The following is a 24367-nucleotide window of genomic DNA, read 5'->3' as shown; positions in this document are numbered from 1 at the left end:
ATGAAAGACCATTTACTTGAACTAAAAGAACTGAGAACTTCCTTTTTTACTCATGTAGGAGAAGTAAAGGCTATAAGAGGGGTAAGTTTTCATTTAGATAAAGGAGAAGCATTAGGAATAGTTGGAGAATCTGGTAGTGGAAAGTCAGTAACATCTATGTCTATTATGAGGTTGCTTCAACATCCAGGAAAAATAGTTGGTGGAGATATAATTTTCAATGGTGAAAATCTAATAGAGAAAAGTGATAAGGAAATGCAGAGTATAAGAGGAAACGACATAGCGATGATATTCCAAGATCCTATGACTTCCCTAAATCCTGTTTATACTGTTGGGGATCAAATAATTGAAGCTATAGTTAAGCATCAAAAAATATCTAAGTCTGATGCTAGAAAAAAAGCTATAGATATGCTAAATATTGTCGGTATACCTAGCCCTGAAAAAAGAATAGATCAATATCCACATGAGTTTTCAGGGGGGATGAGACAAAGAGCTATGATTGCTATGGCTCTTTCATGCGAACCTCAACTTCTTATAGCAGATGAACCAACAACTGCACTGGATGTTACTATTCAAGCACAGATACTTGAACTTATGAAGGATTTAAAAGATAAGCTAGATACATCTATAATACTTATAACACACGATCTTGGTGTAGTTGCAGACGTATGTTCAAGAATAATAGTTATGTACGGAGGAATAATATTAGAAGAGGGTAAATCTGAAGATATATTCTACAACCCTAAGCACCCATATACACTTGGACTTTTAAAATCTATACCAAAACTTGCGGACAAAGAAGATAAAGAAAGATTGATTCCAATACCTGGATCACCTCCGGATTTATTAAAGCCTCCTAAAGGATGTCCATTTGCAGCAAGATGTGAATACGCAATGAAGATATGTATAGACAAAATGCCTGAATATACTTATGTGAAAGAAGATCACAGATCTATGTGTTGGTTACTTCACAAAGATGCTCCTAAGGTAGATGCTATAAATAAAAACCTAAAGGAGGGTAAATAGACATGAATAAAAATGAAATTCTATTAGATGTACAGAATCTAAAAAAATACTTTCCTATAAAAAAGGGATTTATAACTAGAGAAACTCAATACGTAAAAGCAGTTGATGATGTAAGTTTTCACATAAGAAAAGGAGAAACTTTAGGTCTTGTTGGAGAATCTGGTTGTGGTAAGTCTACAACAGGAAGAACTATAATAAGACTTTATGATCCAACGTCTGGAAAAATAATGTTCGGGGGAAAGGATATAGCAAACCTTTCTCAAAAAGAATTAAAGCCATATAGAAAAAAAATACAGATGATATTCCAAGATCCATACGCTTCTCTCAATACACGTATGACTGTTGGAGATATTATAGGAGAGCCTTTTGACATACACAATATGTGTAGTGGAAAAGAAAAGCTTGAAAGAGTACACCACCTATTAGACAAGGTTGGTCTTAATCCAGACCACGCTGCGAGATATCCTCATGAATTCTCAGGAGGTCAAAGACAGCGTATAGGAATAGCTAGAGCTTTAGCTGTAGAACCAGAATTTATAATAGCAGATGAACCTATATCTGCGCTAGATGTGTCTATACAAGCGCAGGTTGTAAATATGCTAGAAGATTTACAAAACGAACTTGGACTTACATATCTGTTTATAGCTCATGATTTATCAATGGTTAAATATATATCTAATAGAATAGGTGTTATGTATTTAGGGAAATTAGTTGAGATAGCAGAAAGTGATGAGTTATACAATAATCCAGCTCATCCTTATACTAAGGCGCTACTTTCTGCAATACCACATCCAGACCCTAATGCAGCAAAAGAAAGTAATAGAATAGTTCTTGAAGGGGATGTTCCGAGTCCGCTTAATCCTCCATCAGGATGCAGATTTAGAACTAGATGTAAGTATGCTATGCCAAAGTGTGCTGAGGTTGAACCGATACTTAAAGAAGTATCTAGTGGACATAGTACGGCGTGTCACTTATACGAATAAAACAAAATATTTAGAATATTGAAAAAATAAAGAGGGTTTGATTAAAATATATAGAATATATATTAACTATGTATTTTATATTTTAATACAATGAAAATATTAAAGGGAGGGATTCATTTGAAAAAAGTTTTATCATTTATGATGATACTTGTACTGGCATTAGGAACTTTAGCTGGATGTGGCGGAGGAACTGAACAGGCCGGTGAAGCAAAGAAAACAGTAAAGTATAATTTAGGATCAGATCCTAAGACACTAGACCCTGCTTTAAACGCAGAGGTTCAAGGGTCTACTATATTAGTAAACTGTTATGAAGGACTTATGAGACTTGATGAAAATAATAAGCCTATACCAGGTATGGCAGAGTCATATGATGTATCTGACGATAATTTAACTTATACATTCCATTTAAGAGATGCTAATTGGTCTGATGGACAAAAAGTTACAGCTCAAGATTTCGAGTATGCTTGGAAAAGAGCTTTAGATCCAAAGACAGCAGCTGAATATGCATATCAATTATACTATATCCAAAATGGGAATGAGTTTAATGCAAATAAAGCTAGCATCGATGATGTAGCTGTTAAGGCTTTAGATGAAAAGACTTTAGAAGTTACACTTATAGCCCCAACTCCATACTTCTTAGAATTAACAGCTTTCCCAACTTACTTCCCAGTTAGAAAGGATATAGTTGAGAAAAATCCAGAAGCATGGCCTATAACTCCAGAAAATGTACCTTTCAATGGACCATTTAAGATGACTAAATGGGAAAGAAATAATGTTGTAGAAATAGTTAAAAATGATAATTACTATGATGCAGATAGAGTAAAGCTTGATGGTGTTGAATTTACTATGATAACTGAAGCTACAACAGCTTTCCAAGCATTCGAATCAGGAGAAATAGATGGAGCAGATGAAGTTCCAGAACCTCAAATACCACAGCTTAGAGAAAATAATGATCCGAGCTTTAAAATACATCCGTACATTGGGATATATTACTATGCTCTTAACGTAACTAAAGAGCCTACTAATGATCCTAAGGTTAGAGAAGCTCTATCACTAGCTATAGATAGAAATCTTATAACTACAGTTGTTGTAAAAGCTGGACAAAAGCCAGCTAAAACATTTGTACCAGAGGGAATGAAAGGACCTGATGGAAAAGATTTTACAGAAAATGCTAAAGATTATGGTATAACACCAGAGGCTCAAGTTGAAAAAGCTCAAAAATTATTAGCTGAAGCTGGATATCCAAATGGAGAAGGATTCCCAGAAACTACTGTATACTATAATACTAATGAAAATCACAAGGCAATAGCTGAAGCTGTTCAAGAAATGTGGAAAAAGAACTTAAATATAAACGTTAATCTTCAAAATCAAGAGTGGAAGGTATTCCAAGAAACTAGAACTCAAGGAAACTTCCAAATAGCTAGAGATGGATGGATAGGAGATTACTTAGAGCCTATGACATTCTTAGATATGTTCATATCTACAAGTGGAAACAACCATCCACAATGGAAAAACCCTGAGTTTGATAAGCTTATAACTGATATTAAGAAGACTCAAGATTTAGATCAAAGATATAAGATGCTTCACCAAGCAGAAGATATGGTTATGGACGAAAATATAGTAATTCCAATTTACTACTATACAAATCCAGAGTTATTAAAAGAGAATATCAAAGGTGTTACAGTATCTCCATTTGGTCAAGTATACTTTGATAGTGCGAATATAGAATAATAATTTAGTAAAAAATAAGAGAGTAGAGATACTTTCTTATTTTTTTGCAAAGAATCAAAGGAGGATATTATGGAGTTTTTATTTGATGATTATACTAAGACAAAAAGAGTTTATCATGTGGTATCTTTAAAAGACCTAGGATACGTTATAGAAAATGGGATATCATATGATGATAAGATAACTTATATAACTAAATACAAGGGATTTCACGATTATATAGAGGAATTAAAAACAGATAAAATTCCTAGTTGGGTTGATAGGAAAAAATCTATATTTGCAAGTCTTAATTTTAGTAAAGACCACTATTTTCATTCTCATAGTGCTCTTTTATCGTTAAAAATAAATGAGGATAAGTGCTGGATTGCAAATGAAAACTTAGCAAATGAAATATATGAACCATTCGCGTTGAAAGATATAAAAGGATTTGAATACTGTAAAAAGTATTTAGATACTAAGGCTAAAGACGTTATTACAAGATATTGGGATACATCTTTGAGTTTTAAAGATAATTTAAAGGTAAGAAGGGATTTGAGTGAATGTTATGATGCTGAGATATTAATAGCCGATAATATACCTAAAGAGGATATAGAAGTTATAAAGATTTATTCGGATCATAATGCGTTTTCTCTTGATGAGTTTAGAAAATATTTTACTATATAAAGTCAATAAACAAATTCATATACTTAAACTCAAAATAAAGGGACCTAAAATACCGCGAATGTGTTAAATATTTTTAATAAAACTAGGTATTACATCTTATTGAATATCCTAAAAGTTCTAAACTCCCTAACGGTCAGACAACGAACTTTTCACGGATATTCAAACACTGTAATACTAGTTTTATAAAAAAATATTTAAATCATTCTCTAACATTTTAAGTTCCTTTATTTTAAATGGATTTTCAAACCTAATTTTTAATGTAACTAGTAAACTGTATGAATTTCCAAAAAAGTCTAACTCTAAAATATTCAAATAAAGACTTCTTCATACAAATTTTTTGATATAATAATTATATAATTTGTATTTTAGGGGGTAGGTTATGAAGGTTGGTAAATTGAGTACGGATCAGCTAAAAGAGTTGATTTTTTCTACTTTAAATAAAAAGAGAGAAGAAATACTTGTAACTCCAAATGTTGGAGAGGATTGTGCGTGTGTAGATTTTGGAGATTATGTATGTGTTATGAGCACTGACCCTATAACGGGAACAAGTGAGGAAATAGGGAAGTTAGCTGTTCATATAACTTGTAATGATATAGCATCTAGTGGAGTTAGCCCTTTAGGTATAATGCTTACTATTATGGCACCAGTTGGAACTACAGAGAAAGAGATAAAGAATATAATGCTTGATGCGTCTAGCGAGGCAGATAAGCTGAATGTAGATATAATAGGTGGACATACTGAGATAACTGACGCTGTCAACAGAATAGTTATATCGTCAACTGGAATTGGAAAGCAGAGCAAAAGTGAACTTATAAATAAAGATAAGCCGAAAATTGGGGATTTGATAATTTTAACAAAAGGAGCTGGTATTGAAGGAACTGGAATCATATGTTTTGAAAAAGAGGATGAATTAAAGCGTATATTTGGAGAGGCTATTGTGCAAGAAGGAAAATCTTTACTTGATAAGGTAAGTGTTGTTAAAGAAGGTATTATAGCTGGCAAAGTAGGTGTTAGCTGTATGCATGATGTGACAGAGGGTGGAGTTTTAGGTGCTGTTTGGGAAATGTGTGACTTATATGATTTAGGATGCAGTATATATAATGATAAAATACATATTAATGAGAGTACTAAGCTTGTATGTGATCACTACAATATAAATCCACTTAGACTTATATCTAGTGGATCTATGATAATAGGTATAGATAAAAATAAGTTTGATTTATTAAAAGATAGATTTGATAAAAAAAATATAGCATTTAGTGTAATAGGTGAATTCATAGAGACAGGTAAGGTTTTAATAGACAATGGCAGTGAAGTTATAGACCCTCCTGAAAGTGATGAACTTTACAAGGTTATATAATGTTACATTTAAATTACAAAGTCTTATCAAAGTTGACATTATAAAATTTTAAATGATATTCTTAAATAGGATAAGATAAGATGTTGGGGGGAAGTTTAGTGAAAAGACTTGGTAGTATATTTACTTTATTTTTAGTTATGTTTTGTTTGTTGGCTAATTTAGGTTATGCGAATGAAGATGTTTTGGAAGGAAGCTTTATTTTAGATGGGAAGAATGTGAAAATACCTATTACCAAAGTCAAGCTTGATGGGAAGTATCTTGAAGGCGACGTTCCTCCAGTTATATTAAATGATAGAACTTTAGTTCCGGTAAGGCTTGTATCTGAAAATTTAGGTGCGAAGGTAAGCTGGGATGCTAAAAATTATGAAGTACATATACAAAAAGATGATAAGGAAATAGTTTTAAAAATAGACAGTTATAAAGCTTATGTAAATGAAAAGGAATATATTCTTCCTGATAAGGTTCCTGCAAAACTTATAAGCGATAGAACTATGGTTCCTGTAAGATTTGTGTCAGAGCAGTTAGGTGTTAATGTTGATTGGGATTCTGCCAATAGAGTTGTTCTGCTTGAAAGTCAAGGTGATTTTACAAAGCTTGAGAATATAGAGTACAGCTTAGATGAAGTTAAAATAAAGGTTAGTGATAAATCTACATATAATGAAATAGTTTTAGTTGATCCAGATAGATTAGTTATAGACATACAAGATACTAAAATGGCTACACCTAAGGACAAGTACATAGTTAATGGACAAGTTATAAAGGATATAAGGGTATCTCAGTTTTCTGAAGAACCAATGGTATCAAGGGTTGTAATTGATTTAAATTATATGGATGAATACGATATAACTCAAGATGATGAAATGATAACTATTAAGTTTAAAGTAAAAGATAATTATGCTAAATTTAAATTTGAAAAAAATGATAAAGAAGAATTTATAGTACATAGAGATTTAAAAAATAGATATAAGAGTTTTTACCTAGAAGGTCCTAACAGACTTGTACTTGATTTGGATTACACTAAGATATATGATGATATGCCTAGTATAGATAAAGAAATCGATGAAGAGTATATAAAATCTTATAGAGCTTATTATTATGAAGACGAAGATAGAACTAGATTGGTACTTACTCTAAAGGAAGGTATAGACAGAAGTAATATAAAGATTACAGAAGATGAAAATAATATACATATACTGTTTGACTTTTTAGAAATTGATATAGATAATGAATTTTTAAAATACGATTTTAATAGCTATAATTCTATATTTGAAGTTGCAAAAAATATAGAGGATGATGAAAATAGTGAAGATGAACAAGAAGATACTATTGAATATGATGAGTGGGAAAACAAAATAAAGATAAATATAGACAACAAATATATAGATTCAGAAGATGAAGAAATAGAAGTTGATGATTATTTTGTCGAAAACATAGAAGTAGACAAAAAAAGTGATTATACTAGGATCAATATATATTTAAAAGATGAGGTTATGTATAAAGTTCTAAATGCAGATGATAAAAATATACAAATAAAACTTTATAATGAAGAAGAAAATCAAAGAAATGGAAAGTATTTAATAGCAATAGATGCTGGTCATGGAGGAAAAGATCCTGGAGCTATATCTCCTATAGATAAGACAAAAGAGAAGGATTTAACTCTTGCAATATCTAAAATATTAAATGAAAAACTTATTCAAAATGGATATGACACTATTATGACTAGAACTGATGATACATATCCTGCATTAAAAGAAAGAACAGAGATGGCAAACAATAAGGATGCAGATTTATTCATAAGCATACATATAAATGCGGTTGATAAAACTGATATTCACGGTCTACAAACTCTTTATTATCCTAATGATGGAGAATATGCAAATGGAAGAGATAATGAGACTTTAGCTAAGACAATACATGAGGAACTTAAAAATCAAACTGGTGCGGCTGATAGAAAAACAGTGAAAAGACCTAATTTGGTTGTAATTAAGTACACAGAGATGCCAGCAGTTTTAATAGAATGTGGATTCTTGACTAACCCTAATGAGTTAAATCTTTTAAATTCTGAAGAGTATCAAGAAAAATTAGTAGAAGGAATATATAAAGGATTACAAAAATATTTTGAGGGACAGCAATAAGCTGTTCCTTTTCAATATCTAAGGAAATTGATAGTACAAGCGTTAGTTGATATATCTAAATTGCCAATCAGATTGCAAATAAAAAAAATGATACCGTTAGGAGTCAGTTTAAAATGACCTAGTTATAGGTCATTTTTTTATGCGTATTAATCTCAATAAAAGCTTTTAATTTTAGCCGTATTAATTTTATTTTTAATATAAATTTTATTTTTAATATAAATTTCAGAATATTAAGAACATTTTTAAGGGTTTAATAATATATATAACAGTATGACGGAATAACAGTTGTACTGTAGGACATTTAAACTTCATGTATTAGTCAATGTTAAATTAGGAAAAGGAGGGGAATGAATATGGGTTGAGATTTTGTTGAAGTTAATTAAGATTTTATATTAAATATAGAAAAATGTGTATATGAATTTAAAATTTGAGGAGGGATACAATGAAGAAATTATATAAATTTGCAATATTAGGCTGTGGTAATGGAGGTAAGGCTTTAGCAGCGCAAATAGCTTCAAAAGGTCACTCTGTCAATATTTTTGAAGCATTAGAACCAACTAAGGATTTTCTAAAACTTCAAAGGGAAAAAGAGATATATGTAAAAGGGGATATAACTTGCAACGGTAATTTAAATTGTGTAACAGCTGATATTGAAGAAGCTGTTTCTGATAGAGATATAGTACTTGTTGTAGCTCCAGCTTTTGCACATGAACCTCTTTTTAAATTACTTATACCACATCTAAAGGATGAACAAAAAGTTATCATTATTCCAGGTAATTATGGGACTTTCTTATTGAAGAAAATGATGTCAGAGTATGGAATAAGTAAGAACATCTCAATTTCAGAGGTGGCTTCATTACCTTATGCATGTAGAGCTACAGAGTATAATACTGTAACGGTTTATAAGCAAAAGCTTAAGCTTAAATTAGCAACTTGCCCTGTAGAGAAAAATGAAGAAATATTGAACATAATGAATGAAATAGCAGATATATATATTTATGGTGAAAATGTATTAGAAGTTAGCTTGGATAATTTTAATGCAATACTTCATCCCCTACCTGTTTTATTAAATGTTGCAGGAATTGAAAAAAATCCAAAAAACTTTAGACATTATATGGATGGAATAAGTCCTTTAGTATCTAAAAAAATGGAAGAAATGGATAAAGAAAGAATGAGTATTGGAGAAAAATATAATCTTAAGCTTTTGAGTACCTTAGACCAGGAAAAAATGTATTATGGCTTCAATGAAACTCAGAGCATTTATGAATATGTTAATAGTGAAGAAAGTCCTTATAAAGATATATACGGTCAAAGTGTTTTTGGTAGATATATTACAGAAGACCTTCCATATTTAGTAGTTCCAACAAAACAACTTGGAGAAAAAGTAGGTGTTAAGACACCTGTAATTGATGTATGCATAGCTTTAGCTTCAAAATTACATGATAAGAATTACATTGAAACTGGATATAACTTAGAAAAATTAGGAATTAAAGATATGTCTATGAATAAAATCATCGAGTACGCAATAAAAATGTAAAAGAGATCATAGCGATTATAATTAAAAAATGACAGGGGGGATTTTTATGAGTCTTGGGACATTGTTATGGATATTAACGAGTATAATGTGTGGAGTGTTTTTATATATTTCTTTTAAAGTTAAAGATACAGCTCAATCAAGCTTTTCTAGTTATGCTATTGGTGGAAAAAATTTTCCACTATATCTTATTTTATTCACTCAATTGTCCACTATTATGGGAGTTGGAAACTTTATAGGTCATGCAGGAAAAGGTTATGAAATAGGTCTTCCATGGATGGCTTTCATTTTAGGAGAACAAGGAAGTAAAATTATTTTTGCACTTTTCTTTGCTGGTTTAGCGGGAAGATTTAAATATATTACTTTCCCAGAAATGATTGATGATTTAGTTGTAAAAGATAAAGTAACTAGAGCTTTGGGAGGAATTTTAGCTTCTATGATTATGATTGCTTGGGTAGGTGGTCAAGGAAAAGCTTTTGGTAATATATTTAATATTATAACAGGTGCAAATCCTATTCCAATAATTTTAATATTCTCAGCTATATTTATTATTTACACTACTTTAGGAGGGATACACTCTGTTGTTTGGACTGATCTAGTGCAAGGAATTTTAGTTATAATATTCGGTGGAGCTTTTTATATTTATGCATTCTCACCTGTACATTGGAATTTAGCAGAGATAGGAGTACGTTTGGCGGAAGTAGGAAAAGGAGAATTATGGACATTTGGAGGTAGTAATAAAATTGAACTTGTAACAAAGTTTATAACAGGTTGCATAGGAATATTAGCAACTCAAGCCTATTGGCAAAGATGTTTTTCAGCAAAAGACAGTAAAACTGCAAAAAATGGTATGTTATTTAGTGGAATAGTTGCAATTATTATGGTAATGCTTACAGCATTAGTAGGAATGGTTATTTTAACATTAAATCAAGGATTAAAACCTGACGATGCTATACCATGGTTTATGTTAAATTATGTTCCGGTGTGGATTTCAGCTATGATTTTTGTACTTATTTTAGCGGCAGGTATGTCATCAGCTGATTCAAGTTTAAATTCTGCATCTATTTTAATTGTTAATGATTTAATTAAACCTTTTAAGAAAAATGTGACTGATAACCAACTTGTTAAGTATGCAAAGTGGTTAACAGCATTAATAGGTATATTTGGAGCACTAGCAGGTATTTACGGAAGTTCAATATTGGGGCTATTTTCTAAAGCATATGCAATATCAGGAGGCGGATTGGTTCCTGTATTATTAGTTGGCTTGTTATGGAAAGATAGACCAGATGAAGAGTTTGAAATGGGTAAAAATAATAGTAAGATAACTCCATGGGGATCAAGAGTAGGAATTGTTGTAGGAGCTCTATTAACGCAAATTACAGCATTGGGACCTAATAGAGTAATAACTGCCCTTGTAGTTTCTACAATATCAATTATTATAGTTTCAATTTTTACAAGAAATAGTAAAGCATAAAAACAGTATAAGAGTAGTGTATTAAATTAAAACTAAAATCTCTTCCTTAAAAAGTTTAAAGAATTAAATTAAGGAAGAGATTTTTTAATTTCAACTAAGCTTTATTTGAAATATAGAGGGGGTGGGTTTATATGAAAATATTAAAAATTGATATAGAACACATTAAAGTACCATTAAAGAAAGTATATAACCTTTCAAAAGCAATAGGAAGTATTGAAAATACAGAACCTATATTAGTTAAAATATTTACTGATGAGGGATTATTAGGAATTGGAGAAACTAATCCTTTTCCACATTTTACAGAAGAAACTCCCGAAACTATTAAAGCGATTATAAAAAAATATATAGGTCCTTCTATTTTAGGTATGAATCCATTAAATATAGCGAGTATACATAAAGCAATGGACAGTATTATTAAGGGCAATTATTTGTCTAAAGCTGCGATAGATATAGCATGCTATGATATAAAGGGAAAATATTCAAATTTACCAATTCACAATTTACTTCAAGGAAGATTGCGAGAAGAAATTCCAATTATGTGGTCTTTAGGAAGTGATTTACCTGAAAAGAATGCTGAAGAAGCAATAAAAATTAAAAATCAAGGATATAAATCTATTATGATAAAAGTTGGAGCTTTAAGTATATTTGATGATATAGAAAGAATCAAAAGCATAAGAGATGCAGTTGGGAAGGATTATCCTTTGATTGTTGATGCAAATCAAGGTTTGGACGTAAATACAGCTATAAAATTTGCTAAAAAGATAGAAAAATATGATATTTCATTATTAGAACAACCTGTACCTTATTGGGATATTGCTGGTATGGCAAAAGTAAGACAAAATATTAATATACCTGTATCTGCAGATGAAAGCTTATTTACAATACATGATGCAAAAGTATTAATTGAAAGTAAAGCAGTAGATGTATTTAGTATAAAAGTTTCTAAACATGGTGGTATATATAAAGCTAAACAAATAATGGATTTAGCAAAAACTTATGGTATTTATTGCTTAATGAATTCTATGATAGAAGAAGGTATAACTCAAGCTGCAAGTCTTCAATTAGGTGCTTCAGCAAGTAATCTTTGGGAATTTGGTCATGCTTATTTTTCTCCTTTACGTTTAAAAGAGGATATAACTGATTACTCGAACAATATAATAAATGGATCTATAAAAATTAATGATAAACCAGGTTTAGGAATAAATGCTTTTGATCAGATAATAGAAAAATATAAAGTTGATGAATTCACAATAAGCTAATAAAACTTTCTTTAAAATAATAGAATAAAAAGGTAAAGTACAAAGAACAACTCTTGGTATATTTTGCAAGAGTTGTTCTTTGTGTTTCTTTTATATGAAGTAAACAAAAGTATCAACTATTTCTAATAAATATACAGTATGAAGCGAATTTTTTTAACAATGAATGTGTATTAATAATATGGTTATTGTTGTATAATATTAAAGTATAAATTGAAAAGGAAAGGGTGATTCACTTGAATAGAATAGATGGAAGAAGAAATGATCAACTTAGAAATATAAAGATAACAAGAGATTATACAAAATATGCAGAAGGTTCTGTTCTTATAGAGATGGGAGAAACTAAGGTTTTATGTAATGCATCTATTGAGGAGAAGGTTCCTCCGTTTTTAAAAAATACTGGGAGTGGATGGATAACTGCTGAGTATTCTATGCTTCCAAGATCTACTCATAGCAGAAAAATTAGAGAATCTTCAAGAGGTAAAGTTGATGGAAGAACTCAAGAAATTCAAAGACTTATAGGAAGAACTTTAAGATCTGTAATAGATTTAAAAGGTATAGGTGAGAGAACTATATGGATAGACTGCGATGTTATTCAGGCTGATGGTGGTACTAGAACTGCATCTATAACTGGTTCTTTTGTAGCTATGATAGATGCACTACACAAGCTTTATATAGATAAGAAGATAAAAAAAATTCCTGTAAAATCATTTGTTTCTGCTATAAGTGTTGGAATATATAATGGAGAAAATATATTAGATTTATGTTATGAAGAAGATTCACAAGCTCAGGTTGATATGAATATAGTAATGACGAATAAAGATGAGTTTGTTGAAGTACAAGGAACAGCAGAAGGATTCCCTTTTAAGAAACAACAATTCCATGAACTTTTAGAGCTTGGAGAGATAGGTAATAGAATTTTAATACAAGAACAAAAAAATGCTTTGGGAGATATAACTAAATTAATACTTGGAGATAAAACTGATGTTGTTATAGCTACATCTAACGCTCATAAGCTTGAGGAGATAGGTAAGATATTAAGGGGTTTTAAGGTTAAGATACTATCTATGAAGAGTATGGGACTTGCTGGACTTGAGATAGAGGAAAATGGAACTACATTTGAAGAAAATGCTCTTATTAAAGCTAGAGAAGTTTCTAGAAGAACAGGAAGAATAGCTATTGCAGATGATTCTGGTCTTATAGTAGATGCTATAGGAGGAAAGCCTGGAATATATTCTGCTAGATTTGCAGGAGAGAATGCTACTGATAATGATAACAATGAAAAATTACTAAAAATGATGACTAATGTAAATATGAGTGATAGAACAGCTAGATTTGTATCAGCTATAGCCGTTGTATTTCCAAATGGAGAAGAGTTTACTGTAAGAGGAACTTGCGAGGGTAAAATAGGATTTGAGAGAAAAGGAACTAATGGATTTGGATATGATCCTTTATTTATAGTTAATAGATATGATAAAGCTTTTGGAGAATTACCAGCAGAGATTAAAAATAGTATAAGCCACAGAGCTAATGCATTAGAAAAGATGAAAGAAGAGTTTGGAAAGAGGTTAAAATAAAAATGAAGATAGGTGTAATAGGAGATACACATAGAAACTATAAGTATATAGATAAAGCTATAGAGTGCTTAAAAGAATGTGAGTTAATACTTCATACTGGAGATAATTTTCAAGACTCTAAGTATATTAACGAAATCACAGGAGTAGATACTATAGGAATAAGAGGAAATTGTGATTTTGAAGATGTTGAGGACGAGATTGTATTTGATGTTGGAGGTTATAGAATATTTTTATGCCATGGTCACAAATACGATATAAAGTACTCATTGAGAAGTATAAAAAGAAGAGCTCTAGAATTAAACGTAGATATAGTTATATTTGGACATTCTCATATACCTGTAAATTATAAAGAGGATAACATATTGTTTTTAAACCCTGGAAGTATATCGCTTCCTAGAGGAAATAGCAGCAGACAATTTATTACTATGAATATAGATGGTGGAGTTCATATTCAAGATATAATTTTGTCCGAAAGCTAAAAGCTCTAAGACTCCATCCTCTTAAGGTTAGAGATAAGAACTTTTAGCTTTTGGATTAGTTCAGCTAGAAATTCAGTTAGAGTAAAAACTCCATCTGAATTAAGTTTTACTTTATAGGAGGGATTGAAAATGGGATCAATTTTAGGATATCTTTTCATATTTATGGCAAGATGTACAGATGTATCTATGGCTACAATAAGAACTATAATGGTAGTTAGAGGTAAAAAAATGCAAGCTGCTATGATAGGTTTTGTAGAGATAATAATATATATACTTGCTATAAACAAGGTTTTAACTGGTATGGATAATATGCTAAATGTTTTTTTCTATGCAATGGGATTTGCCGCAGGTAACTATATAGGTATATTGATAGAAGAAAAAATGGCTATAGGAACACTTATAGCTCAAATTATAACTAAAAGAGATATAGATAAATTTTCTTCTTATTTGAGAGAAAAAGGTTTTGGAGTTACGGTTACAGAAGGTCACGGAAAAGAAGGTAAAATAAGCATTTTAAATGTAGTATTAAATAGAAAAGATATTAGAAATTTTGAGGTTTGTGTAGATAAATACGATAAAGATGCATTCATAACTATAATGGATGCTAGAAATATAAAGGGTGGATACTTTAAAAAAAGACAGGGAATAGGAATTAAGAAGAAATAAGCTTTAGGGCTTATTTCTTTTTTGTTGAAAACTTATAGTTATGTGGTAAGCGAAAAAGTATACTCATTGAAATACCGATACTTAGTCAATATTTTTATATAACTAAAGATTACGGATAGTGATTATTCTAAAACTTTTAAACTCCCTACGGTCAGACAAAAAAGTTTCTTAACGAATATTCACTATCCGTAATCTAAGTTATATAGAAAAATATTAACCTAAAAGTCTCTAACATTTCAATGAGCATAATTTTTAAGTTTAGTGGTAGATATTATATAGATTCAAAGAAGACATACTTCTCTTTGTGATACAAAATAAAATTAAGAGGCAATATTTATATAATAAACTGGTATAATAGAACAAAGACGCACTTGTAGAAAAATGTGTACTAAAAATTAAGTGAGGTATAAGATGAAAAAAGACATATCACTATCTTTTACTAAAATTATGTACTTCTTATTTGCAGTTGGAACTATAATTTTACTTTTGATGAGTTATACAGGTATAGGTAGTAGCATTGCTTTTAAATTTGGAATTGGCTATTTAATTTTAACCTTTTTTTTGCTTTTATATATTCCTGTTATCACCATTTTAAATTTAAGAAAATTAAAATGGGTTGAGATAAGAAAAAGGCTGTTTAAGTTTATTGTTTTGTTTACTTTATTTGGAACTATAAATTATATTTCAGGTTATGTTCTTAGACCTTCAGATATAGATTTGCTTAGAGTATTTTCTGGACCGTTGGGTTTGGCTTTTGGCATCTCTTTTATCGATGTTACATTTTTAAAAAAGAAACAGGATTAAAAACTTACATATCAACATTAATCTTAGGTATAGTCTAAATTTTAAATAGATTTAATGAAAATTTTTTAGCAGGGTAAGAGTAATTATATAATGATAGAGACTGATACTATAAACTGTCTATGAAAATGTTAGTGAATGCTTTTAGATATTTTGACTAATACAACTTAGTTTTTGGCGTTTAATAATCTGTTAAGAAATTTGCGTGTTTGAGCGTAGGGAGTTCGTAAATTTTAAGATTATTAATGAGACAAGAACTTAGTTATATTCAAAATATCGTTGCATTCACGGGATTTTCATAGATAGTTTAGATAACCCACAAAATGTAAGAGGAAAGCATGAAAAAAACCTAGACTTCATTTGTAAGAAATCTAGGTAGTTAATAACAAGCATCTTTATAATATATAAACTTACAAATTACAATCTATTAGCATTTTTTTAAACATAGAATATCCATAAATATATTGTACTAAGTATAATAGATATAATCATAAGCGGAAATCCTATCTTCATATATTCAACAAAAGATACCTCATGATTGTTCTTCTTAAGAATTCCAGCAACTATTACATTTGCAGAAGCTCCTATTAAAGAACCATTCCCTCCAAGACAAGCTCCAAGAGATAGCGCCCACCAAAGAGGCATTACATTCATATTAGACAATAAAGAAATCTTTGTTATAAGAGGTATCATAGTTGCTACAAATGGTATATTATCAAGGAACGAAGATAATATAGCAGCAGCCCAAAGAAGAAGTATTGTTGCAAGAGGTAAGTTATCCTTTGAAAAAGAAACTATAACTTTTGCAATTTCATCTATAACTCCTACTTTTTCAAGTCCTCCAACTAGTATAAATAAAAACATAAAGAAAAATATTGTGGTCCATTCGATTGAATGAAGAGTTTCTTCAACATTTGATTTACTTACAATTAGCATGATAGATGCACCTATTAAAGCGATTGATGAAGATTCAAGTCCGAAATATTGGTGTGTCATAAGACCTATCATAACTAAAAATAATATAGATAGACATTTTGTTAAAAGAGTTTTATTTGTTATAGCTAATTTTTCATCGAATTTAAATATTTTTTTCTTAACATCATCAGAAACTATTAATTGTTTTTTATAGATTATATTAAACAAAAATAGGGTAATAATTAATATGATAAAAGCAATTGGACCTGTATTTAATATAAAATCCAAAAATCCAATATTTGCCGCACTACCAATCATTATATTAGGAGGATCACCTACTAATGTAGCTGTACCACCTATATTAGAAGCGATTATTTGAGGTACTAAAAATGGAATGGGGTTAAGATTAAGAGTATCTGTTATAACTAGTGTAACTGGTGCTATTAAAAGAACTGTGGTAACATTATCTAGAAAAGCTGATAAAACTGCTGTTACAAAACAAAATACAATCATTATAGTAAGAGGTTCGCCTTTTGAAAGCTTAGCTGATTTAATAGCTATATACTGGAATAGGCCTGTTGTTTTGAGTATACTTACAATAATCATCATTCCAACTAAAAGCCCTATTGTGTTAAAGTCTATAAAATGAATTGCTTCTTCTTCATTTAGTACACCAAACAGTATAAGGCACGAGGCTCCCAGAAAAGATATAGCCGTTCTATCGATTTTTTCAGAAACTATAAATGCATAAGTAGTTATAAATATTACCAAAGCTATTAGCGTTTGTGTATCCATTTAGTACCCACTCTCCTTCTGATTTTTAAATAGTTAACATATTTACTTTAATATTCTTATTATATGAAAAATTGCAAAAAAAGTAAATGTTTGAAAAAATTTTATTTTTGTTAAATGAACAAATCAAGTCCCTTGTAAATAAAAATTATTATATGTTATAATAAAGGGGTTATTAAAGAAAATAAAGAAAGTTACATAGGAGGATTATAAAATGAACGCAGAATTAATAAAGAAGGAACAAAATGAAGTAACATTAAAAATAACTGTAGAAAAAGATGAATTTAAAAAAGCAAATGATAAAGCTTACGATAAATTAAAAGGAAGATTTAATATTGCTGGATTCAGAAAAGGTAAAGCTCCTAAGAAGTTAATAGAAGCTCAATATGGAAAAGGAGTATTCTTTGATGAAGCTATAAACATAGTATTCCCAGAAGCTTACTCAAAAGCTATAGAAGATCTTAAATTAGATCCTGTTGATAGACCAGAGCTTGATGTAGAAGAAATAGGAGACGATAAGGATCTTGTTTTAATAGCTAAGGTTACTGTAAAGCCAGAGGTTAAATTAGGAGAATATAAAGGTATAGAAATTGAAAAAATTGAATATACTGTAAAGGAAGAAGACGTAGATAATAAGATTGAAGAGATGAGAAATCAAAATTCAAGATTAATAAACGTAGAAGATAGAGCAGTTCAAAATGATGATACAGCTGTTATAGACTTTGAAGGATTCGTAGATGGAGAAGCTTTTGATGGTGGAAAGGGAGAAAACCACAACCTAGTTATAGGTTCAGGATCTTTCATACCAGGATTTGAAGAGCAATTAGTTGGAGCTAATGTAGGAGACGAAGTAAAAGTAAACGTAACTTTCCCAGAAGAGTATCATGCAGAAAACTTAGCTGGAAAAGAAGCTTTATTCGTAGTTAATGTAAAAGAAATAAAGGTTAAAGAAATGCCAGCGCTTGATGATGAATTTGCTAAAGATGTAAGTGAATTCGATACATTAGAAGAACTTAAGAGTGATGTAAAGGCTAAGTTAGAAGAAGCTGCTAAGAAAAACGAAGAAGCTGAATTAAGAAATAAGGCTGTAGAAAAAGCTGCTGAAGCTGCTGAAATAGAAATTCCAGAAGTTATGGTTGATAATCAAGTAAACAATATGTTAAGAGATTTTGACCAACAATTACAAATGCAAGGATTAAACCTTGAAAACTACGTTAAATTCACTGGAATGAAGATAGAAGATTTAAAAGCTCAAATGAGAGAAGATGCTCAAAAGAGAGTTAAAACTTCTTTAGTTCTTGAAGCTATATCAGGAAAAGAAGGAATTGAAGTTTCTGATGAAGAATTAAACAATGAGATAGCTCAAATGGCATCTATGTACAAAATGGAAGCAGATAAGTTTAAGGAAACGCTTAGAGAGCAAGATATGGATTATTTCAAAGAAAATGTAGTAGTTAAGAAAACAATAGACTTATTAGTAGATAGCGCTAAAATAAACTAATATGACAGTAGCCTTTAAAAGGGCTACTGTATCTATATATAGATAAAAAGGGAGGGGTAGTATATGGCTTTAGTACCTATGGTAGTAGAACAAACAGGAAGAGGAGAAAGATCTTACGATATATATTCTAGATTATTAAAAGATAGAATAATATTCTTAGGGGATCAAGTGAACGATGCTACAGCTAGCTTGATAGTTGCACAACTTCTATTTTTAGAATCAGAAGATCCTGATAAAGATATATATTTATATATAAACTCGCCAGGAGGAAGTATAACAGCAGGTATGGCAATTTATGATACTATGCAGTACATAAAACCAGATGTAAGTACTATTTGTATAGGTATGGCAGCTTCTATGGGAGCATTCTTACTTAATGCAGGAGCAAAAGGAAAGAGATTTGCACTTCCTAATGCAGAAATTATGATACATCAGCCGCTTGGAGGAACAAGAGGTCAAGCTACTGATATTGAAATACATGCACAAAGAATAGTTAAAATGAAAGAAAAATTAAATCAAATAATGGCTGAGAGAACTGGACAGCCACTTGAGAGAATAAAGCAAGATACAGAAAGAGATTATTTCATGGAAGCAGACCAAGCTAAAGAATATGGATTAATCGATGAGGTTATAAGCAAGAGACCTTAGCTTAAATTAAAGAGAGGTGTTAAAATGTCAAAGTACGAAGATAAGAAACATCTGAAGTGTTCTTTTTGTGGCAAAAATCAAGAGCAAGTTAAAAGACTTATAGCAGGGCCCAATGTATACATTTGTGATGAATGTGTAGAGCTTTGTGAAGAAATAATAAAAGAAGAATTCAAAGAAAGCATTGAAAATGATATATCTGAGTTACCAAAACCTAAAGAAATAAAGGATATTTTGGATGAGTATGTCATAGGTCAAGATGAAGCTAAAAAATCTTTGGCAGTTGCAGTATACAACCACTATAAAAGAATATATTCAGGAAATAAAAATAGCAAAGACGTTGAAATCCAAAAAAGTAATATAATGATGCTAGGACCTACAGGTTCTGGTAAGACGCTTCTTGCTCAAACTCTTGCTAAAATACTTAATGTTCCGTTTGCAATGGTAGACGCTACATCTTTAACAGAGGCTGGTTATGTTGGAGAAGATGTGGAAAATATACTTCTTAAATTAATTCAGGCATCTGATTACGATATAGAAAAAGCAGAAAAAGGAATTATATACATTGACGAGATCGATAAGATAGCAAGAAAATCAGAAAATCCATCTATAACAAGAGATGTAAGTGGAGAAGGGGTACAACAAGCACTTCTTAAAATATTAGAAGGAACTACGGCTAATGTTCCTCCACAAGGTGGAAGAAAGCATCCACATCAAGAATTCTTGCAAATAGACACTACTAATATATTATTTATAGTAGGTGGAGCTTTTGATGGAATAGATAAGATAATAAACAAGAGAATAGGACAGAAAACTCTAGGCTTTGGAGCTAAAATTGAGAGCAAAAAAGAGATGGATTTAGGTAAGATATATAAAAAATCTGAACCAGAAGACTTACTTAAATTTGGTTTAATACCTGAATTTATAGGTAGAGTTCCTGTAGTTGTAACTCTAGACTTATTAGACGAGAACGCTCTTGTTCAAATACTTAAAGAGCCTAAAAATGCTTTAACAAAGCAGTATTCAAAATTATTCAAAATGGATAAGGTTGAACTTGAATTTGATCAAGAGGCACTAACTGCTATAGCTAAAAAAGCTATTGAAAGAAAGACTGGAGCAAGAGGACTTAGAAGTATACTAGAAAAAGCTATGATGGATATTATGTTTGAAATACCATCAAGAGATGATATCGAAAAGGTTGTTGTCACTAAAGAGACTATTGCTGACAATAAAGAACCTTTAGTTATATGTAAACCTGGTCAAAAACCTGAAGAGAGTGCATAAATAAAAGGGGCTTATGCCCCTTTTAAAATTATTCCAATAAATCCTGAAAATATAATTATAAAAACAGGATGTATTTTTTTTGAATGAAGAAGTATTAATGAAACAAAGAAGATACACATAGAAAAAAGGTCGGATACACTTTTTTCATATGTAGAATAGAATGCAGATAATATAAATCCTATTGTTATAGGTCTTAAGGTCTTAAATAAAGTAGTTATATATTTATTATTCTTATATTTTTCAAGTGATGGAGAGACTATATTGATAATTATTATAGAAAAAAATATAACTCCTAATGTTGCAAAAATAGACCCTAATATAAAATTATACTTATACCCTATAAATGTTGCTGAATTTATAGCAATTGGTCCTGGTGATACTTGAGATATAGCTAGTACATCTAAAAACTCCTTGGGAGATAACCATCCATTTTTGTTAACGATTTCTCTTTCTATAAATGGAAGCATAGCATAGCCACCACCAAAGCTAAAAGCTCCTATTTTAAAAAAGGCTATGAAAATTTCAAATAAATCTAAGAATTTATACATAATCCTAATATACCTCCAATTATAATTATATAAATCGGGTTAATAGAAAAAAATGTAACCAATGTAAATGATATTCCTAAAAATAATATATTTAGTGTATTTTTTTCTACTTTTTTAGATAATCTAAAGAATGAATACAATAATAACGACGCGACTACGGGTCTTACACCTAAGAAAAATCCATTTAGATAAGAGGATGTATTGTTTTTATTATAAAAATAAGCAAGTATCAATATTGAAATAAAAGAAGGTAGTATTGTACCCAAAACACATACGATACTTCCTAAAAGTTTATTGAACTTATATCCAAGTAATAAAGAAATATTGACAGCTATTGCACCTGGAAAGCTTTGAGCGATAGATACGTAATCTAAGAACTCATCTTCTGATACTAATTTTTGTTTAAGAACAAGCTCCTTTTCTATCAAAGGGATCATAGCATATCCGCCGCCAAATGTAACTGAACCTATTTTAAAAAATAATAAAAATAATTTAAGCATATATACCTCCAAAGATAGTATTATGAAAATATTATAACACTAAACCTAAAATAAATTTATATAATTTAGATTATATTGAAAAAAATTTATGGGAAATATATAATAGTATAGTATTTATTACAAATTAGGTATATATTTATATAAAGGAGTGATGATATGGAGCAAAATTATAGCGTCAAAGAGCATAAATTACCTGTAATCCCTCTTAGAGGATTAGCGGTATTCCCATATATGGTTTTACATTTTGATGTTGGTAGAGAAAAATCTATAAATGCATTAGAAGAAGCTATGGTAGATGAGCAGCTTATATTTTTGACTTCTCAAAAAGAAGCTGAAATTGATTTGCCAACCCCTGATGATTTTTATCATATAGGAACTATATGTAAGATAAAGCAGATGTTGAAGCTACCAGGAGATACTGTAAGAGTTCTAGTAGAAGGTATGTCAAGAGCGAGAATAAAAGAAATTGTAGACGATGAAAAGGGATTTAGTGCTACTTTAGAAGAAGTTGTATATGATGAAGAATTATTAAAAGAAGATAAAGAAGTAGAAGCTTTAATGAGAAATGTATTCGATTCTTTTGAAGAATATATAAATATAAGTAATAGAATATCTCCAGAGATATTACTTACTTTATCAGATATAGATGAGCCTAGTAGATATATAGATACTATAGCATCTAATATGTTCTTAAAGCCTCTACAAAAGCAAGAAGTACTTGAAATATTTGATCCTAAGGAAAGATTAGAGAAGGTATATAAAATTCTTCTTGAGGAGCTTGATATCCTTAAAATAGAGAAAAAAATAAGCTTAAGAGTAAAAAAACAGGTTAATAGAGTTCAAAAAGAATATTACTTGAAAGAACAATTAAAAGCTATTCACAAAGAACTTGGAGAAGATGAAGAAACAACGGATGATATAGAAGAATATAAAAAACAATTAAAAAATATTAAAGTAAAAAAAGAAATTAAAGAAAAGATAGAAAAGGAAATAAATAGATTATCTAAGATGAGCCCATCATCAGCAGAATCTGGAGTTATTAGAAACTACCTTGATACAATCTTTGCTCTTCCTTGGAACAAAGAAAGTAAGGACAAGGTTGATTTAAAGGAATCTGCAAAAATACTTGATGAGGACCACTATGGGTTAGGTAAGGTTAAAGAGAGAATCCTTGAGTATTTAGCAATAAGAACACTATCTAAGTCTATGAAAGGACCTATAGTTTGTCTTGTTGGACCTCCTGGAGTTGGAAAGACATCAATAGCAAAATCAATAGCAAAATCTTTAAATAGAAAATTTGTAAGAGTTTCTTTAGGTGGAGTAAGAGATGAATCTGAGATAAGGGGACATAGAAGAACTTATGTTGGAGCTATACCTGGAAGAATAATAAATGCTATGAAGGAAGCAAAAACAAAAAATCCTGTATTCTTGTTTGATGAAATAGATAAGATGGCATCTGATTTTAGAGGAGATCCAGCTTCAGCTATGCTTGAGACATTAGATCCTGAGCAAAACAAGGAGTTTGTAGATCACTATCTAGAGATACCATTTGATTTATCAAGGGTTTTATTTATAACTACTGCTAATAGCTTAAACACAATACCTAGACCGTTACTTGATAGAATGGAAGTTATACAAGTATCTGGATATACAGAAGAAGAAAAACTTAAAATATCTAAAAAATACTTACTTCCTAAACAGATAAAGGAACATGGTTTAGAAGAAGGGTTCCTAAAAATATCAGATGAAACTATAAGAGATATAATAACTTATTATACTAGAGAATCTGGAGTTAGAAACCTTGAAAGAACTATAGGTAAGGTTTGTAGAAAAGCAGCTAAAAGATATGTAGAGAATAGAGAATTAAAGAATATTAGAATAAACAAAAATAACTTAGAAAAGTATCTAGGAAAGAAGATATACAGTTATGAGCCTATAAAAGAAAATCCGGAAGTTGGAATAGTTAGAGGTCTTGCATGGACAAGCGTTGGAGGAGATACTCTATCTATTGAGGTGACTCCTATGAAAGGAAAAGGACAACTTGTTTTAACAGGCCAACTTGGAGATGTTATGAAGGAATCTGCAAGAACGGGAATATCTTATATAAGATCTAAGTATGATGAGTTTAATATAGATGAAAACTTCTATAAGGAGCAGGATATTCACATTCATATACCAGAAGGAGCTATACCAAAGGATGGTCCTTCTGCAGGAATAACTATGGCAACTGCTGTTATATCTGCTCTATCTAATACTCCTGTAAATAATCTTGTTGCTATGACTGGAGAGATAACTTTAAGAGGAAGGGTACTTCCTGTTGGAGGAATAAAAGAAAAGGTACTTGCAGCTAATAGAGCGGGGATTAAAAAGATATTACTTCCAATAGATAATAAAAAAGATATGGATGATATACCAGAAAATGTAAAGAAGAACATAGAGTTTGTATTTGTAAAAAGCATGGATGAGGTATTAGAGCACGCTTTAATTAAGGACGGTGAATAAT

Annotated in this window: 20 protein-coding genes; 17 read left to right on the top strand and 3 right to left on the bottom strand. The window is 30.3% G+C overall.

Annotated features, from left to right (window positions below; translation table 11 throughout):
• The 13 genes from M2214_RS13915 (at position 1) to M2214_RS13855 (ending at position 15682) form a co-directional block, all read left to right on the top strand.
• Positions 1–1023: an ABC transporter ATP-binding protein gene (locus M2214_RS13915; protein WP_248479862.1), complete on the top strand. Its 1023-nt coding sequence runs from the start codon at positions 1–3 to the stop codon at positions 1021–1023.
• Positions 1024–1025: 2 nt separating this feature from the next.
• Positions 1026–2006, top strand: a complete 981-nt coding sequence (locus M2214_RS13910) for an ABC transporter ATP-binding protein (RefSeq protein WP_248479860.1) — start codon at positions 1026–1028, stop codon at positions 2004–2006.
• 117 nt (positions 2007–2123) lie between these two features.
• Entirely contained in the window at positions 2124–3737 is a 1614-nt protein-coding gene (locus M2214_RS13905) for a peptide ABC transporter substrate-binding protein (RefSeq protein WP_330651504.1), read from the top strand.
• A 69-nt stretch (positions 3738–3806) separates the two neighbouring features.
• Positions 3807–4397 (top strand): hypothetical protein, encoded by a 591-nt coding sequence (locus M2214_RS13900; RefSeq protein WP_248479856.1) that lies wholly within the window; start codon positions 3807–3809, stop codon positions 4395–4397.
• A 379-nt stretch (positions 4398–4776) separates the two neighbouring features.
• Positions 4777–5757 (top strand): AIR synthase family protein, encoded by a 981-nt coding sequence (locus M2214_RS13895; protein ID WP_248479854.1) that lies wholly within the window; start codon positions 4777–4779, stop codon positions 5755–5757.
• Between the two features lie 98 nt (positions 5758–5855).
• The gene (locus M2214_RS13890) at positions 5856–7892 is read left to right on the top strand and encodes an N-acetylmuramoyl-L-alanine amidase (protein ID WP_248479852.1); all 2037 of its coding nucleotides are present in this window, start codon (positions 5856–5858) and stop codon (positions 7890–7892) included.
• 442 nt (positions 7893–8334) lie between these two features.
• Positions 8335–9429, top strand: coding sequence for an NAD/NADP-dependent octopine/nopaline dehydrogenase family protein (locus tag M2214_RS13885; protein ID WP_248479850.1), 1095 nt, complete (start codon positions 8335–8337; stop codon positions 9427–9429).
• A 46-nt stretch (positions 9430–9475) separates the two neighbouring features.
• The gene (locus tag M2214_RS13880; RefSeq protein ID WP_248479848.1) at positions 9476–10900 is read left to right on the top strand and encodes a sodium:solute symporter family protein; all 1425 of its coding nucleotides are present in this window, start codon (positions 9476–9478) and stop codon (positions 10898–10900) included.
• Positions 10901–11031: 131 nt separating this feature from the next.
• Positions 11032–12159, top strand: a complete 1128-nt coding sequence (locus M2214_RS13875; protein WP_248479846.1) for a mandelate racemase/muconate lactonizing enzyme family protein — start codon at positions 11032–11034, stop codon at positions 12157–12159.
• Between the two features lie 233 nt (positions 12160–12392).
• Positions 12393–13733: a ribonuclease PH gene (gene rph, locus M2214_RS13870; protein ID WP_248479844.1), complete on the top strand. Its 1341-nt coding sequence runs from the start codon at positions 12393–12395 to the stop codon at positions 13731–13733.
• A gap of 2 nt (positions 13734–13735) precedes the next feature.
• The gene (locus tag M2214_RS13865; protein ID WP_248479842.1) at positions 13736–14212 is read left to right on the top strand and encodes a metallophosphoesterase family protein; all 477 of its coding nucleotides are present in this window, start codon (positions 13736–13738) and stop codon (positions 14210–14212) included.
• Positions 14213–14341: 129 nt separating this feature from the next.
• Positions 14342–14878, top strand: a complete 537-nt coding sequence (locus M2214_RS13860; protein ID WP_248479840.1) for a DUF2179 domain-containing protein — start codon at positions 14342–14344, stop codon at positions 14876–14878.
• Between the two features lie 411 nt (positions 14879–15289).
• On the top strand, positions 15290–15682 hold the full coding sequence (locus M2214_RS13855) for a hypothetical protein (protein ID WP_248479838.1): 393 nt from the start codon (positions 15290–15292) through the stop codon (positions 15680–15682).
• Between the two features lie 435 nt (positions 15683–16117).
• On the opposite strand, the gene M2214_RS13850 is transcribed toward M2214_RS13855, so the two are convergent.
• Complete coding sequence (locus M2214_RS13850; protein ID WP_248479836.1) at positions 16118–17389, bottom strand: ArsB/NhaD family transporter; 1272 nt, start codon at positions 17387–17389, stop codon at positions 16118–16120.
• A 211-nt stretch (positions 17390–17600) separates the two neighbouring features.
• On the opposite strand from M2214_RS13850, the gene tig reads away from it, so the two are divergent.
• From tig to clpX, 3 genes are all read left to right on the top strand, one after another.
• Positions 17601–18887 carry a trigger factor gene (gene tig / locus M2214_RS13845; protein ID WP_248479834.1) on the top strand — a complete coding sequence of 429 codons (1287 nt, stop codon included), beginning with the start codon at positions 17601–17603 and terminating at the stop codon, positions 18885–18887.
• A gap of 63 nt (positions 18888–18950) precedes the next feature.
• Entirely contained in the window at positions 18951–19535 is a 585-nt protein-coding gene (clpP, locus tag M2214_RS13840) for an ATP-dependent Clp endopeptidase proteolytic subunit ClpP (RefSeq protein WP_248479823.1), read from the top strand.
• 24 nt (positions 19536–19559) lie between these two features.
• Complete coding sequence (gene clpX, locus M2214_RS13835) at positions 19560–20816, top strand: ATP-dependent Clp protease ATP-binding subunit ClpX (protein ID WP_248479821.1); 1257 nt, start codon at positions 19560–19562, stop codon at positions 20814–20816.
• An 11-nt stretch (positions 20817–20827) separates the two neighbouring features.
• On the opposite strand, the gene M2214_RS13830 is transcribed toward clpX, so the two are convergent.
• Together M2214_RS13830 and M2214_RS13825 are read right to left on the bottom strand one after the other, a co-directional pair.
• Positions 20828–21364: a chromate transporter gene (locus tag M2214_RS13830; RefSeq protein ID WP_248479818.1), complete on the bottom strand. Its 537-nt coding sequence runs from the start codon at positions 21362–21364 to the stop codon at positions 20828–20830.
• Positions 21349–21864 (bottom strand): chromate transporter, encoded by a 516-nt coding sequence (locus M2214_RS13825; protein WP_248479816.1) that lies wholly within the window; start codon positions 21862–21864, stop codon positions 21349–21351. The genes M2214_RS13830 and M2214_RS13825 overlap by 16 nt, the downstream gene beginning before the upstream one ends.
• A 156-nt stretch (positions 21865–22020) precedes the next feature.
• Here M2214_RS13825 and lon point away from each other — a divergent pair, with 156 nt between their 5' ends.
• Entirely contained in the window at positions 22021–24366 is a 2346-nt protein-coding gene (gene lon, locus M2214_RS13820) for an endopeptidase La (RefSeq protein WP_248479813.1), read from the top strand.
• The last annotated feature ends 1 nt before the right edge of the window (position 24367 follow it).

The organism is Tepidibacter aestuarii, from assembly GCF_934924865.1.
In the GTDB taxonomy this organism is placed as follows: Bacteria; Bacillota; Clostridia; order Peptostreptococcales; family Peptostreptococcaceae; genus Tepidibacter_A; species Tepidibacter_A aestuarii.
This window is presented reverse-complemented; position numbering and strand designations above follow the sequence as displayed.

Excerpts from the sequence above, each read along its gene's own strand:
- M2214_RS13915 (WP_248479862.1), top strand. The coding sequence starts at position 1 with ATGAAAGACCATTTACTTGAACTAAAAGAACTGAGAACTTCCTTTTTT.
- M2214_RS13910 (WP_248479860.1), top strand. The coding sequence starts at position 1,026 with ATGAATAAAAATGAAATTCTATTAGATGTACAGAATCTAAAAAAATAC.
- M2214_RS13900 (WP_248479856.1), top strand. The coding sequence starts at position 3,807 with ATGGAGTTTTTATTTGATGATTATACTAAGACAAAAAGAGTTTATCAT.
- M2214_RS13895 (WP_248479854.1), top strand. The coding sequence starts at position 4,777 with ATGAAGGTTGGTAAATTGAGTACGGATCAGCTAAAAGAGTTGATTTTT.
- M2214_RS13885 (WP_248479850.1), top strand. The coding sequence starts at position 8,335 with ATGAAGAAATTATATAAATTTGCAATATTAGGCTGTGGTAATGGAGGT.
- M2214_RS13880 (WP_248479848.1), top strand. The coding sequence starts at position 9,476 with ATGAGTCTTGGGACATTGTTATGGATATTAACGAGTATAATGTGTGGA.
- M2214_RS13875 (WP_248479846.1), top strand. The coding sequence starts at position 11,032 with ATGAAAATATTAAAAATTGATATAGAACACATTAAAGTACCATTAAAG.
- M2214_RS13865 (WP_248479842.1), top strand. The coding sequence starts at position 13,736 with ATGAAGATAGGTGTAATAGGAGATACACATAGAAACTATAAGTATATA.
- M2214_RS13860 (WP_248479840.1), top strand. The coding sequence starts at position 14,342 with ATGGGATCAATTTTAGGATATCTTTTCATATTTATGGCAAGATGTACA.
- M2214_RS13855 (WP_248479838.1), top strand. The coding sequence starts at position 15,290 with ATGAAAAAAGACATATCACTATCTTTTACTAAAATTATGTACTTCTTA.
- M2214_RS13850 (WP_248479836.1), bottom strand. The coding sequence starts at position 17,389 with ATGGATACACAAACGCTAATAGCTTTGGTAATATTTATAACTACTTAT.
- tig (WP_248479834.1), top strand. The coding sequence starts at position 17,601 with ATGAACGCAGAATTAATAAAGAAGGAACAAAATGAAGTAACATTAAAA.
- clpP (WP_248479823.1), top strand. The coding sequence starts at position 18,951 with ATGGCTTTAGTACCTATGGTAGTAGAACAAACAGGAAGAGGAGAAAGA.
- clpX (WP_248479821.1), top strand. The coding sequence starts at position 19,560 with ATGTCAAAGTACGAAGATAAGAAACATCTGAAGTGTTCTTTTTGTGGC.
- M2214_RS13830 (WP_248479818.1), bottom strand. The coding sequence starts at position 21,364 with ATGTATAAATTCTTAGATTTATTTGAAATTTTCATAGCCTTTTTTAAA.
- M2214_RS13825 (WP_248479816.1), bottom strand. The coding sequence starts at position 21,864 with ATGCTTAAATTATTTTTATTATTTTTTAAAATAGGTTCAGTTACATTT.
- lon (WP_248479813.1), top strand. The coding sequence starts at position 22,021 with ATGGAGCAAAATTATAGCGTCAAAGAGCATAAATTACCTGTAATCCCT.